The organism is Cupriavidus basilensis, assembly GCF_000876015.1.
GTDB classification, from domain to species: Bacteria; Pseudomonadota; Gammaproteobacteria; order Burkholderiales; family Burkholderiaceae; genus Cupriavidus; species Cupriavidus basilensis_B.
Genome location: NZ_BBQM01000031.1, coordinates 1 through 13,106 on the forward strand (window position 1 = coordinate 1; position 13,106 = coordinate 13,106).

Here is a 13,106-nt window from a genome sequence, read left to right on the forward strand (position 1 = left end):
TGGCCTTTGGATTCAAGCACCAAAACCGTCCGAGCCTCAAGGCCCACAAACAGCCCGAACAAGGACCCCATCCAAGTCTCAAGCCAGACCCACAGCAGCTAGAACAAAGCCCCCACCCAAGCCCAAACAAGAAAACTAAGAAACCCCCTTCAAAAACACCCCCCTTCGCTAACAATCCAATCCATAGCCAAATCATGCCCCTGCGCGGCCAGCGCAATCCGGCAAGCCTCAAAACCAACCCCAATCGCCACCGGAGTGACCCCGCCGGCTGCCAGCGCCGCCAGTGTGCGGTCATAAAACCCGCCCCCATATCCAAGCCGGAACTTATCGGCACTGAAACCGACACATGGAATCAGCAGCGCGTCGGGCACCACGGCCGGCGTGCCGTCGGGAATCGGAATGCCGTAGTGGCCTTTGGTCATCGCGGTGCCGGGTTGCCACAGGTGGAAGTCGAGCGGCGCGCCGGGGCGGCTGACCACCGGCAGGGCCGCCTGGCGGCCCGGGTCGGCGGCCAGCCAGCGCGTCACGGTGGCGCGCGCGTCGAACTCGTGCTGGATCGGCCAGTAGAAACCGAGGCGCCGCGCGGCCAGGCGTTCCAGCAGGGTGGCCAGCGCGGCTTCGATGGCGGCATCGGCGTCGGCGCGCGCGGGCAGGGTGGCGCGCAGCGCCAGCAGCCGGCGCCGCAGGGCGCCGCGTGCTTCGCTGGCGGGGGCCTGCGCGGCGGGTTTGTCGGGCGCGCCGGAACGGTTGCGAACCTCGTCGCTGGGCATGGCTGCGTGGGATAATGTTTGCTGTCGACCAAATATCGCACGGTCGGACGCGGGCCCTTCGACAAGAGCGGAGAAGGCGATGCCGTCCGGCCGTCACAACAAGGAAAGCCAAGAATGCCGAAGGGAGTATATCCGCAGCGTGCGGCCAGGGCCGCCCTCGCGGCGATCGCGTGTGCGCTGCTTGCCGCGCCGGTGTTTGCGCAGAAGCGGCCATCGTCGCAGCCGCAGTCACAATCCCCGGCAACCTTCATCCCGGGCAATCCCGACGACGCTTTCGTGGCGCTGCGCGACGCCGCGCGCAAGAACGACGTGGTCCGCACCGATGCCATCTCGGCCACGCTGGTGGACTACCCGATCTCGTCGTACGTGGAATATTTCCGCATCAAGCCGCAGATGTTCGACGCCAGCGGCCTGGCCCGCATCGACGCGCCGGACGACCAGGTGCGCGCGTTCCTGCAGCGCTACAAGGGCGAGGCCATCGCCGACCGCATGCGCAACGACTGGCTGCTGGTGCTGGGCAAGAAGCGCGACTGGGTGAACTTCGACGCCGAGTACCCGCAGTTCGTGCTCAAGGACGACACCCAGGTGGAGTGCTATGCGCTGCTGTCGCGCGCGCTCAAGGGCCAGAACGTGGCGGCCGAGGCACGCGCGGCGCTGGCCGATCCGAAGTATTACGGCGAAGGCTGCGTCGACCTGATCGGCTATCTCGCGCAGAGCCGCCAGATCGAGCCGAGCGACGTGGCCTTCCAGGCACGCCAGGCGCTGGAGCAGAACTTCGTCACGCTGGCCGGGCGCATCGCCGCCACCGCGCCCGAGGCGCGCGGCGACAGCAACACGCTGGCCACCGTGGTCAAGATGGCGCGCAACGATCCGTCGCAGGCCGCCGCCTACCTGAACGCCAGCGCCGCCGGCCTGTCGCGCGACGAGCAGGGCGCGGGCTGGGGCGTGATCGGCCAGTTCGCGGCCAAGAAGCTGGCGCCCGAGGCGGCCGGCTACTACCGCCGCCAGATGGACCTGGGCGGCAACCAGTGGCTGTCCGACGAAAGCCAGGAGTGGCGCGTGCGCGCCGCGCTGCGCCAGGGCGACTGGAAGCAGGTGCGCATGGCGGTCGAGGCCATGCGCCCCGAGCTGCGCGCCAAGGACCCGGCCTGGACCTACTGGTACGGCCGCGCGCTCAAGGCCGACAACCGCGCCGCCGAGGCGCAGCAGCAGTTCCAGGCCATCGCCGGCCAGTTCAACTTCTACGGCCAGCTCGCCAATGAAGAGCTGGGCAACCGTACCGTGCTGCCCGCGCGTACCCAGGTCAGCGACGCCGAGGTCAACGCCATGCGCGCGCGCCCGGGTTTCCTGCGCGCGCAGAAGTTCTACGACCTCAACCTGCGCTTCGAAGGCAACCGCGAGTGGAACTGGGAGTTGCGCGGCATGACCGACCGCCAGTTGCTGGCCGCGGCCGACTACGCGCGCCGCATCGAGCTGCTGGACCGCGCCGTCAACACCGCCGACCGCACCCAGGCCGAGCACGATTTCTCGCTGCGCTTCCTGATGCCCTACCGCGACATCATGCAGCGCGCCACCGACGACGTCGGCCTCGACATGGCGTGGGCCTACGGCCTGGTGCGCCAGGAATCGCGCTTCATCATGAACGCGCGCTCGTCGGCCGGCGCGCACGGCCTGATGCAGGTGATGCCGGCCACCGCCAAGTGGGTCGCGCGCAAGATCGGCATGACGGATTTCTCGCCGTCGATGATGGGCGATCCCAACGTCAACATCATGCTCGGCACCAACTACATGAGCATGGTGTTCACCGACCTGGACAGCTCGTGGACACTGGCCTCGGCCGCCTACAACGCCGGCCCGGGGCGCCCCAAGAGCTGGCGCACCAGCCTGCCGCGCCAGGTCGAGGGCGCGGTCTTCGCCGAGACCATCCCGTTCGCGGAGACCCGCACCTACGTCAAGAACGTGCTGTCGAACGCCACGTACTATGCTGCATTGATGAGCGGCAGGCCGCAGTCGCTCAAGGATCGCCTGGGCACGGTGTCGCCGTCGCAGATCACCACCACCGCCTTGCCCTGAGCCGGCGCGCGGTCTGCCGGCGAGTGCGGCCGCCGGCGCATGCCCCATCCGGGACGCGCGCCGGCCGGGCCTTGCCACGGAGGAATCCATGCAGACCAGCAACGTTCTAGTGATCGGCGCCGCCGGTTTCGTCGGCAGCCACCTGGTGGCCCGCCTGGCGGGCGTGGCCACCGCCTCGGCCACGCCGCTCGAGCCGGGCAGCGTGACCGAGCCGCCCATCGACCCCGAGCGCATCGTCGCCGCCGCGCGCGATGCCGAGCACGCCCAGCACCTGCTGCTGCTGCCGCGCGTGGAAGTCGTCGAGCTCGACGTGCGCAACGAGGCGGCGCTCGACGCCGCGGTCGGCTCGCTGGGCACCGAGGGCATCGTGGTCAACCTCGCCGGCATCCTGCACGGCGAGCGCGCCGAGCCCTACGGCGCCGCCTTCGCCGCGGCGCACGTGGAGCTGCCGCGGCGCCTGGTGGCGGCCTGCCGCGGCACCGGCGTGCGCAGGCTGTTGCACATGAGCGCGCTGGGCGCCGACAGCGCCGGCCCGTCGATGTACCTGCGCAGCAAGGGCGACGGCGAGCGCGTGGTGCGCGAAAGCGGGCTGGACTGGACCATCTTCCGCCCGTCCGTGATCTTCGGGCCCGACGATCACTTCCTCAACCTGTTCGCCCACATGCAGCAGATCGCGCCGGTGGTGCCGCTGGCGTGCGCGCAGGCGCGCTTCCAGCCGGTCTACGTGCAGGACGTGGCGCAGGCCTTCGTCAACGCGATGGCCACGCCGGCCACCGTCGGCTACGCCTACGACCTGGCCGGGCCGCAGGTCTACACGCTCGAGGCGCTGGTGCGCTATGCCGGGCGCGCCAGCGGCCACCCGCGCCCGGTCCTGCACCTGCCCGACGCGCTCGCGCGCCTGCAGGCGGCCGTGCTGGAGCACATGCCGGGCACGCCGGTGATGACGCGCGACAACCTCGACTCCATGCGGCTCGACAACGTCATGGCCGGCTCGCTCGCGCCGGAACTGGGCCTGCGCCAGCCGGTCAGCCTGGAAGCGGTGATGACCGACGTGCTGGCCGGGCGCGGCCACGAGAGCCAGATGCAGACCCTGCGGCGCAGCGTGTATCGCTGAAGCTGCCGGTGCGGATGGTGCGGGCAGGCGGGCCGGGCGCGGGCCCGCCCGTGACGCGCCAGTGATCGGCTTGTGATCCGCTTGTGACCCGCGCTCACATCGCTGCGAGCGCAATTCGCTTGGATCGGCCAGGCGCGGCTGGCTACAATGCCTTGTTCCGCCGGTGTGCTTTCCCGGCCGCTCCCTTTCCCAGTTCCAGCAAGGATTCCGCGATGAAGCTCGTCATCGGCAACAAGAACTATTCGTCCTGGTCGCTGCGCCCGTGGCTGCTGATGCGGCAGGCCGGCATCGCCTTCGAGGAGATCAAGGTGCGCCTGTCCACGCCGGACTTTGACGCGGTGGTCGCGCGCCATTCGCCGGCCGGCAAGGTGCCGGTGCTGGTCGATGGCGACCTCGCCGTGTGGGACACGCTGTCGATCGCCGAATACCTGGCCGAGCGCTTTCCCGAGAAGCAGCTGTGGCCGGCCGAGCGCGACGCGCGCGCGCTGGCGCGCTCGGTCTGCGCGGAGATGCATGCGGGCTTCGGCAACCTGCGCAGCCAGATGCCGATGAACGCCACCGCGATGCTGCCCGGCCTGGGCTGGAACGCCGCCGTGCAGCGCGACGTGGACCGCATCGCCGCGATCTGGACCGACCTGCGCGCGCGCTTCGGCGCCGGCGGCCCGTTCCTGTTCGGCGCCTTCACCATCGCCGACGCGTACTTCGCGCCGGTGGTCAGCCGCTTCGCCACCTACGGCACGCACCTGCCCGACGAAGCCAAGCGCTACGCCGACTTCATCCTGGCGCTGCCGGCCATGCAGGCATGGATCGCCGATGCGCGCGAGGAGCGCGACTTCATCGTGGCGGACGAGCCGTACCGGCTCGCGCCGGACCGCGCCGACGCCATCATCATCAATCACTGAGGGTTGTTCATGCAGGTGTATGCCGTCGGCGGCGCCATTCGCGACGCCCTGCTGGGCAAGCCCAGCCAGGACCGCGACTACGTGGTGGTGGGCGCGACCCCGGCCGAGATGGAAGCCGCCGGCTACAAGCCGGTCGGCAAGGATTTCCCGGTGTTCCTCCATCCACGGACCAGGGAGGAGTACGCGCTGGCTCGCACCGAGCGCAAGACCGCGGCCGGCTACAAGGGCTTCGCGTTCTACTGCGCGCCCGACGTCACGCTCGAGGACGACCTCGTGCGGCGCGACCTCACCATCAACGCGATGGCGCGCGCGGTCGATGCCGGCGGCGAGCTTGCCGGCCCGGTGATCGATCCCTACGGCGGCCGGCGCGACCTCGCCGCGCGCCAGTTCCGCCACGTCTCCGAGGCATTCGCCGAAGACCCGGTGCGCATCCTGCGCGTGGCCCGCTTCGCCGCGCGCTTCCACGACTTCACCGTGGCGCCGGACACGCTCGCGCTGATGCGCGGCATGGTCGATGCCGGCGAGGTCGACGCGCTGGTGGCCGAGCGCGTCTGGCAGGAAATCGCGCGCGGCCTGATGGAGGTCCGGCCCTCGCGCATGTTCGAGGTGCTGCGCGACTGCGGCGCGCTGGCGCGCCTGCTGCCCGAGCTGGACCGGCTGTGGGGCGTGCCCCAGCGCGCCGACTACCACCCCGAGGTGGATACCGGCGTGCACGTGATGATGGTGGTCGATACCGCCGCCGGCATGGACGCGCCGCTGCCGGTGCGCTTCGCCGCGCTGGTGCACGACCTCGGCAAGGGCACCACGCCGGCCGACGTGCTGCCGCGCCACATCGGCCACGAGCAGCGCAGCGTGGCGCTGCTCGAAGACGTCTGCAAGCGCCTGCGCGTGTCCACCGAATGCCGCGACCTCGCGGTGGCGGTGGCGCGCGAGCACGGCAACATCCACCGCAGCGACGCCTTCGGCGCGGCCGCGCTGACGCGCCTGCTGGAGCGCTGCGACGCGCTGCGCAAGCCCGCGCGCTTCGCCGGCATCCTGCAGGCCTGCGAAGCCGACGCGCGCGGCCGGCTCGGCTTCGAGCAGCGCAGCTATCCGCAGGCGGCGCGGCTGATGGCGGCGCTGGCCGCGGCGGCGGCGGTGGATGCCGGCGCGGTGGCGCGGGAATGCGCCGGCAATGCCAGCCTCATCAAGGACCGCGTGCATGTGGCGCGGGTGGCGGCGGTGGAGGCGGCGCTGGGGGAAAGCGTCGGCATGAATGAGCGGAAATCTGATTAGATTCAGTATCAGAAATCGTATCTGATACGATATTTTCAGCCTAAGTCGAATCGATTCCGGTCGAGTTGATTAGAATTCGTGCTATTTTTAAAGCATGGTTGAAAATCCAAGGAAGCATCCAATCAAGCGCCTGCAGCTTGAGTTGCCCCGCGGCGCCCCTTTCGATCTGCAGGCCCTCCAGCGTCTCGACGTGTCCGCGCAGCTCGCCGCGCACTACGTGTCGAGCGGCTGGCTCCTGCGGCTGGCCCAGGGCGTCTACGCATTTCCCAACGATGCATTCGGCGTCTATGGCGCGCTTGGATTCCTCCGGCAGCGGGTGGCCGGGCTGCACGTCGGCGGCAAGAGCGCGCTGGCGCTGCAAGGCGTGCGGCACAATCTCGGCACGCGCGAAACGCTGACCCTGTGGGGCGATGCGCGCTTCGAGATACCGGACTGGTTCGCGTCGAGATTCCCGGCGCGCTATCGCCATGCGCGCCTGTTCGACTGGGCTGGAGAGAGCCTGGCCGGCAAGACGCTGGCCACGCCGCCGGGCCTGCCGGACGGCCTGCCGGTCTCCGTGCCCGAGCGCGCCATCCTCGAACTGCTCTACGACGTCGGGGTTCACCAGGGACTGGAGGAGGCGCGCAACCTCTTCGAAGGGCTGCGCAGCCCGCGCAAGGAACTCATGGGCCAGTTGCTGGCCTGTTGCACCAGCGTGAAGGCGGTCCGGCTTTTCCTGACCTGGGCCCGAGAGACCGGCGTGGTGGACGTGGATGCGCTGCTGGAACGGTTCCCGGTCCGCACCGGCAGCAACCGGCGCTGGATGAGCCGGCTGGACGACGGCACGCTGCTGAGCCTCAAGCCGCATGGATAAGGCCTATGCGGACACGGTCCGCTTGCTGCTCGACATCGCTCCCGATGTCTTCCGCAACGAGATATTTGCGCTGAAGGGCGGCACGGCGATCAACCTGTTCGTGCAGGACATGCCGCGGCTGTCCGTCGACATCGACGTGGTCTACGTCCCCAGGCATGGCGAGGACAGCGGACCGTTTCGGCGTCGAATTCGATCTGCCGGTCCTGGCTCCCGACGAACTCTACGCGGGCAAGCTGGTTGCCGCGATGGACCGCCAGCATCCACGCGACCTGTTCGACGTGTGGCAACTGCTCGGGTCGGGCGGCTTCACAGCGCAGATGGTCGAGTGCGTCGTCGTCTATCTCGCGGGCCATCCGCGCCCGCCGCACGAAATCCTGTTCGGCAATGACAAGGACATCGCCCGCGAGTACGAGCGCGCTTTCGCCGGCATGATGGAAATCGATTGCCCGCTGGAGACCCTGCTGGAAACGCGGAAGACGCTCAGACGAGAACTGCCGCGCCGCTTCAGCGAGGCGCAACGGCGGTTCCTCGCGGGCCTGGTGCGCGCGCAACCCGACTGGTCCCTGCTGCAGCATGCGCATGTCGCCGAGCTGCCGGCCATACGCTGGAAACTGCTGAACCTCGAGAGATTCCGCCGCGGCAAGCCGGAGGAGGCCGAACGGCAGGCGTGGGCGCTGGAAGCGGGGTTCTTGCAGTGAGGGGAATGACAACCGTCGGGCACCACTAGTGGCTTCGGCGCATCCGTTGGCTTGAGCGGTTTTGCCACGTGCCCACGGTTTGCTCCCCTCTCCCGCTCGCGGGAGACAGGCCGGGGGAGGGCTGGGAGAGGGCCGGCGCCCGCAGAACCGCTACCGCCACCGTCCCCGCCACCGAATCAGATCAGCTTCCCCACCAGCAACGCCACCATCGACAACAGGATCGTCGACGCGAACGGCAGCATGAAGTCGCGCCCGAACAGCCGGAAGCGCACGTCCCCGGGCAGCCGCCCCAGCCCCAGCTTCTGCAGCCACGGCAAGGCCGCCGACAGCACGATGACGGCCAGGAAGATGGTGAAGGTCCAGCGCAGCATGATGGGTGCCTGTGAGGTCGGGGTGCCTGACTATAGCGCCACGGCGTTACAGCGCGTGGCTGCGGTCGGCGCGCGCGAAGCCGGCCAGCGGCAGCGCGTCGTCGAGCCCGCGGGTCAGGGCGATGACCTTGAACAGCTCGCCCATCTCGGCCTCGGACAGCAGTTTCTGCACGGCGTTGGCGGCGGGCAGGAAGCTGTGCGTGTCGTTGGGGTCGAGCGCCATCAGCAGGTCGGTGATGCCGGCGTTCATCAGGAAGCGCGCCTGCGAGGCGAAGCCGGCCACGGTCAGGCCGGTGTCGGCGGCGGCGTGGGCGATGCCGCTGAAGTTGACGTGGGCGGTGATGTCCTGCAGCCCGGGGTAGAGGAACGGATCCGGGTGCGCGTGATGGCGGTAGTGGCACATCAGCGTGCCGCCGGCGCGCTGCGGGTGGTAATACTCGGCGCCCGGGAAGCCGTAGTCGATGAAGAAGGCGGCGCCGCGCGCGAGCATCGCGCCGACCGCGCGCATGAAGCCTTCGGCCTCGGCGTGGGTCTCGGTGACGATGTCGTGGTCGCCGGGGATGGCGTGCAGCGCCTCGGGCAGGTCGTCGGCGGGCAGCGGGCGGTCGGAGAAGGCGAAGGCGTTGCCGCCCTGCGCCGTCTCGGCGCGATCTCCGGCGCCATCTTCGGCATCCGCCCGGACCACGCCGCGCTCGAGCCAGCGGCCGTGGCTGCGGGCGAACAGGCGCACCGGCATGGCATCGAGCACTTCGTTGCCGACGATGACGCCCTCGAAGCGCTCGGGCAGCGTGTCGAGCCACGCCACGCGCGCGGCCAGGTGCGGCGCGCGCTCGGCCAGCGTGGCCTGCTGGCGCGCGCGCAGCTCGCCGGAGAGCTCGACGATGGCATAGCGCGCGGGCAACTGGCCTTCCTGTTCCAGCGCCAGCAGCAGGTCGGCCGCCAGGCGGCCGGTGCCGGCGCCGAATTCGAGCAGTTGCGCCAGGCCCGGCCGCGCCAGCAGCGGCGCGAACTGGCGCGCCAGCGTGCGGGCGAAGAACGGGCTCAGTTCGGGGGCGGTGATGAAGTCGCTGCCGTCGCGCGCGTCGCGGCCGAACTTGGCGGCGCCGCCGCTGTAATAGCCGAGGCCGGGCGCGTACAGCGCCAGCGCCATGTAGCGGTCGAAACCGAGCCAGCCGCCGGCTTCGTCGATGGCCTGGGCGATATGTGCGCCGAGCGTGGCAGAGGCGCTCAGCGCGTCCGCGGGGGGAAGGGGTAGACTAGCGCCTTTGTGCATATCGCGATTGTAGCAATGCCCGACTCCACATCTCCTGACTCCGCCTCGCCCGGCAGCGCCTGCGCCGCCGCTTCCGCGGCCGCCGCGCCGGCGCGCGGCGTCGCGCTCGTGACCGGCGCGGCGCGCCGGCTCGGCCGCGTGATCGCGCTGGAACTGGCCGCGCGCGGCTGGGACGTGGCCGTGCACTGCCACCGCTCGCTGGCCGAGGCCGAGGCGCTGGCCGAGCAGATCCGCGCGCGCGGCCGCCGCGCCGCGGTGCTGCAGGCCGACCTCGCCGACGAGGCCGCCACCGGCAAGCTGATCGCCGCCTGCACCGCGGCGCTGGGCGTGCCGGGCTGCCTGGTCAACAACGCCTCGCTGTTCCAGTACGACGTGGCCACCAGCTTCTCCTACGCCTCGCTCGACACGCACATGCGCACCAACGTGGCGGCGCCGCTGCTGCTGTCGCGCGAGCTGCACCGCGCGCTGCCCGAAGGGCAGACCGGCGTGGTGATCAACCTGCTGGACCAGAAGCTGGACAACCTCAACCCGGATTTCCTGTCCTACACGCTGTCCAAGGCGGCGCTGCAGACCGCCACCGTGCAGCTGGCCCAGGCGCTCGCGCCCAAGCTGCGCGTGGTGGGCGTGGCGCCCGGCATCACGATGGTCTCGGCCGACCAGTCCGGCTCCGGCTTCCGGCGCGCGCACTGCATGACGCCGCTGGGCCACTCGTCCACGCCGGAGGACATCGCGCAGGCGGTGGCCTACCTGGCCGAGGCGCGCGCCGTGACCGGCACCACGCTCTACGTCGATGGCGGGCAGCACCTGATGCCGCTCGCGCGCGACGTGATGTTCCTCACCGAATGACGCTTTGACGTACCCGGCGCGCGGCCGCGACCCGGCCCGCGCGCCTTCCCGACCCGTTTTTCCCCCATCATGACCATGCTCGCCGCCCTTACCCACCCCAGCCTGCAAGACTGCCGCCGCATGTTCCTGCGCAACTATGAAGTGCAGATCAACATCGGCGTGCACGAATTCGAGAAAAAGGGCGAGCAGCGCGTGCTGATCAACATCGACCTGTTCGTGCCGCTGGCGCAGAGCACGCCCCAGGAAGACAAGCTGCAGGAAGTGGTGGACTACGACTTCATGCGCAACACCGTGGCCGAGCGCATGGCGCAGGGCCACGTGCACCTGCAGGAAACGCTGTGCGACGACGTGGCGCGCGCCATGCTCCGGCATCCCAAGGTGCGCGCCGTGCGCGTCTCGACCGAGAAGCCGGACGTGTACCCGGACTGCGATTCGGTCGGCGTCGAGGTGTTCCACATCAAGGCGGCCGAGGCGATATAAGGCCATCGGGCGCGCCAGCACGTCGCACAAGCGCCGCACAAACGCCGCACAAACGCCGCACAAACGCGGCCAGCGACCGCCCAATGAGCGCACGCGGCGGCACGAAGCCGCGCAACGCCGCCGGCCGCCGTCCGGCGCGGCCGGCGCGCTCACGCTAAAATACCGGGCTGTCCGGCCACGGACCGGACCCGGCGGCACCGCGCGAGTTACCTACAAGTGATGTACGGGTGACTCACAAGCGACACGCGTGCCGCGCCGCAGGCCGTTCCGCCTCCGCATTCCCGATCAGAGCGCCATGACCGCCACCACGCATTCCAAGAACTTCTTCCGCCTGGAAACCTACCTCCAGTCGCAGACGGGCCGCGCCATCGGCGACTTCAAGATGATCGAGGACGGCGACACGGTGCTGGTGTGCCTGTCCGGCGGCAAGGACTCGTACACCATGCTGTCGGTGCTGATGGCGCTGCAGAAGCGCGCGCCGATCGACTTCAAGCTGATCGCGATGAACCTCGACCAGAAGCAGCCCGGCTTTCCCGCCGACGTGCTGCCGGCCTACCTCAAGTCGGTCGGGGTCGAGTACGTGATCGTGGACGCCGACACCTATTCCATCGTCAAGGAGAAGGTGCCCGAGGGCAAGACCACCTGCTCGCTGTGCTCGCGCCTGCGCCGCGGCGTGATCTACCGCACCGCCAAGGAGCTGGGCGCCAACAAGATCGCGCTGGGCCACCACCGCGACGACATCGTCCAGACCTTCTTCCTGAACCTGTTCTTCGGCGGCAAGATGAAGGCCATGCCGCCCAAGCTGGCCACCGACGACGGCCAGCACATCGTGATCCGCCCGCTGGCCTACTGCCCCGAGAAGGACATCGCCGCCTACGCGCGCGCGATGGCCTACCCGATCATCCCGTGCAACCTGTGCGGCTCGCAGGAGAACCTGCAGCGCAAGAAGGTCAAGGAGATGCTGCTGGAGTGGGAGCGCCAGAACCCGGGCCGCATCGACAACATCTTCGCGGCGCTGCGCAGCGTGGTGCCGTCGCACCTGGCCGACACCGAGCTGTTCGACTTCAACGGCCTGGCCACCGGGCTGGCCAAGGTGGACGAGGCCATGCTGTTCGGCCAGACCGCGTTTTCCCAGCAGCCGCTGGTGTTCGCCGGCGGCATGGAAGAGAACAAGCTGGAGTTCGTGCGCTTCGAGAAGTCCGCGCCGGCGGACACGCAGCCGGCCGGCGCGGAGTAAGGGCCGGGCGGCGGGGGACGCCGCGGGCGCCCGGCCGACGCCCGCGACCGTCGCCTGCGATGGCCGCCCTCGGCGGCCGCCCTCAGTTGTCCGCCCGGGCCGGCAGGGCGCCGGCGGTCTTGCCGGACTGGCCTTCGCGCATCAGCGCGTTGGCGTCGTCGATCCATTTCTGGAAGCGCTCGGCCGCGTGGTGCTTCTGCTCGGGCGTGGTCAGGTTGGCGATGGTGGCCGTCAGCACCAGCCCGGCCTCGTTGTTGGCGTCGTAGCGCGCGTCGCGCTCGCGCGTCGGCGGGTTCTGCCAGTGGTCGCCGTAGCGCTTGAGCATGTCCACCACCTGGGCGCGGGGCGGATGGGTGGCCTGCACCTGCCGCGCCAGCGCCAGCCATTCCTGCTGGCGCTTGACGCGCTCGTCGTAGCGCGCCTCGGCGCCCTGCACCACCGGCCCGATCGCGCGGCGGATGGCGTCTTCCTGCTCGTCGGAGAAGCGCCCGTAGACCAGGCGGGCATAGTCCATCACCTTGTCGAAGCGGGCCTCGGCGCGCGCGGACGGGTCGGGGCGCAGGTATTCCTTGCGGTACTTGGCGTTGGCGTCGCTGAATTTCTTCTCCATGCGGGCGATCTGCTCGGGCGCGAGCGTCAGCAGCAGGTCGGCCACGTCCGGCGCGGAGCGGTCGAACGCCACCCGCGCCAGGCGCTGGGCGCCTTCCTGGATGCGGGCCACCTCGGCCGGCGTGACCGGCTGCTGCACCTCGCTGCGGGCCTGGCGCAGCAGGCCGGCGATCTCGGGCAACTGCTCGCGGCGGTGCCAGGCGAAGAAGCGGGCGATGGCGTCGCGCGTGGGCGGCTCCTGGCTGGCCGACACGTCCACGTAGTTGTCGACCCACCAGAACGCCAGCCGGTCGCCCTGCTGGTAGCCCAGTTTCAGTGCATTGCAGGCGCTCAGCGCCAGCACGGCGCCGGCCAGGGCCAGGTGCCGCAAGCCGCGCAAAAACGTGAGATTTGGTGACAAACTGCGTAAAACCCCCATGATAGAATCCTTTCCCGCGCGATCCGGCGCTTCCCCCGGCGCTGCCGCGCGCGCCCGGCCCACCTCCGTGGTGGGCTGTGCCGCGCGCCCCGGAAACCCGATCATCCGGCCGGCGGGTGCGTTCGTCCCCGACTCGGTCCGGAGGGCGGCTTCAAACGGTTTCATGGACACACTCACTTAGGATCCT

The 13,106-nt window shown here is 69.8% G+C and carries 12 protein-coding genes and 1 pseudogene; 9 read left to right on the top strand and 4 right to left on the bottom strand.

The window, feature by feature from the left end:
- Positions 1-149: 149 nt before the first annotated feature.
- Entirely contained in the window at positions 150-770 is a 621-nt protein-coding gene (locus tag KF708C_RS31180) for a 5-formyltetrahydrofolate cyclo-ligase (protein ID WP_059415507.1), read from the bottom strand.
- 114 nt (positions 771-884) lie between these two features.
- Here KF708C_RS31180 and KF708C_RS31185 point away from each other — a divergent pair, with 114 nt between their 5' ends.
- The 6 genes and pseudogenes from KF708C_RS31185 (at position 885) to KF708C_RS31210 (ending at position 7,685) form a co-directional block, all read left to right on the top strand.
- Positions 885-2,843, top strand: a complete 1,959-nt coding sequence (locus KF708C_RS31185; RefSeq protein ID WP_059415509.1) for a lytic transglycosylase domain-containing protein — start codon at positions 885-887, stop codon at positions 2,841-2,843.
- A gap of 88 nt (positions 2,844-2,931) precedes the next feature.
- The gene (locus tag KF708C_RS31190; protein WP_020205230.1) at positions 2,932-3,957 is read left to right on the top strand and encodes a complex I NDUFA9 subunit family protein; all 1,026 of its coding nucleotides are present in this window, start codon (positions 2,932-2,934) and stop codon (positions 3,955-3,957) included.
- Between the two features lie 212 nt (positions 3,958-4,169).
- Positions 4,170-4,859 (top strand): glutathione S-transferase family protein, encoded by a 690-nt coding sequence (locus tag KF708C_RS31195; RefSeq protein WP_059415511.1) that lies wholly within the window; start codon positions 4,170-4,172, stop codon positions 4,857-4,859.
- 9 nt (positions 4,860-4,868) lie between these two features.
- Positions 4,869-6,134: a multifunctional CCA addition/repair protein gene (locus KF708C_RS31200; RefSeq protein ID WP_059415685.1), complete on the top strand. Its 1,266-nt coding sequence runs from the start codon at positions 4,869-4,871 to the stop codon at positions 6,132-6,134.
- 94 nt (positions 6,135-6,228) lie between these two features.
- Positions 6,229-6,987: a type IV toxin-antitoxin system AbiEi family antitoxin domain-containing protein gene (locus tag KF708C_RS31205; RefSeq protein WP_029044084.1), complete on the top strand. Its 759-nt coding sequence runs from the start codon at positions 6,229-6,231 to the stop codon at positions 6,985-6,987.
- Positions 6,980-7,685: pseudogene (locus KF708C_RS31210) on the top strand (nucleotidyl transferase AbiEii/AbiGii toxin family protein). The gene KF708C_RS31205 and the pseudogene KF708C_RS31210 overlap by 8 nt, the downstream one beginning before the upstream one ends.
- 176 nt (positions 7,686-7,861) lie before the next feature.
- Here the strand turns inward: KF708C_RS31210 and KF708C_RS31215 are convergent.
- Both KF708C_RS31215 and KF708C_RS31220 read right to left on the bottom strand, forming a co-directional pair.
- Complete coding sequence (locus tag KF708C_RS31215; protein WP_020205235.1) at positions 7,862-8,056, bottom strand: DUF2905 domain-containing protein; 195 nt, start codon at positions 8,054-8,056, stop codon at positions 7,862-7,864.
- A 46-nt stretch (positions 8,057-8,102) separates the two neighbouring features.
- A complete protein-coding gene (locus KF708C_RS31220) occupies positions 8,103-9,329 on the bottom strand; it encodes a class I SAM-dependent methyltransferase (protein WP_059415513.1) in 1,227 nt (408 codons plus the stop codon).
- Positions 9,330-9,344: 15 nt separating this feature from the next.
- Here KF708C_RS31220 and KF708C_RS31225 point away from each other — a divergent pair, with 15 nt between their 5' ends.
- The 3 genes from KF708C_RS31225 (at position 9,345) to ttcA (ending at position 11,892) form a co-directional block, all read left to right on the top strand.
- Complete coding sequence (locus KF708C_RS31225; RefSeq protein WP_020205237.1) at positions 9,345-10,175, top strand: SDR family oxidoreductase; 831 nt, start codon at positions 9,345-9,347, stop codon at positions 10,173-10,175.
- 69 nt (positions 10,176-10,244) lie between these two features.
- Positions 10,245-10,655: a dihydroneopterin aldolase gene (locus tag KF708C_RS31230; protein WP_029044086.1), complete on the top strand. Its 411-nt coding sequence runs from the start codon at positions 10,245-10,247 to the stop codon at positions 10,653-10,655.
- 295 nt (positions 10,656-10,950) lie between these two features.
- The gene (gene ttcA / locus KF708C_RS31235) at positions 10,951-11,892 is read left to right on the top strand and encodes a tRNA 2-thiocytidine(32) synthetase TtcA (RefSeq protein WP_020205239.1); all 942 of its coding nucleotides are present in this window, start codon (positions 10,951-10,953) and stop codon (positions 11,890-11,892) included.
- Between the two features lie 82 nt (positions 11,893-11,974).
- On the opposite strand, the gene KF708C_RS31240 is transcribed toward ttcA, so the two are convergent.
- Complete coding sequence (locus tag KF708C_RS31240; protein WP_231586648.1) at positions 11,975-12,871, bottom strand: DUF6279 family lipoprotein; 897 nt, start codon at positions 12,869-12,871, stop codon at positions 11,975-11,977.
- Positions 12,872-13,106: the final 235 nt, after the last annotated feature.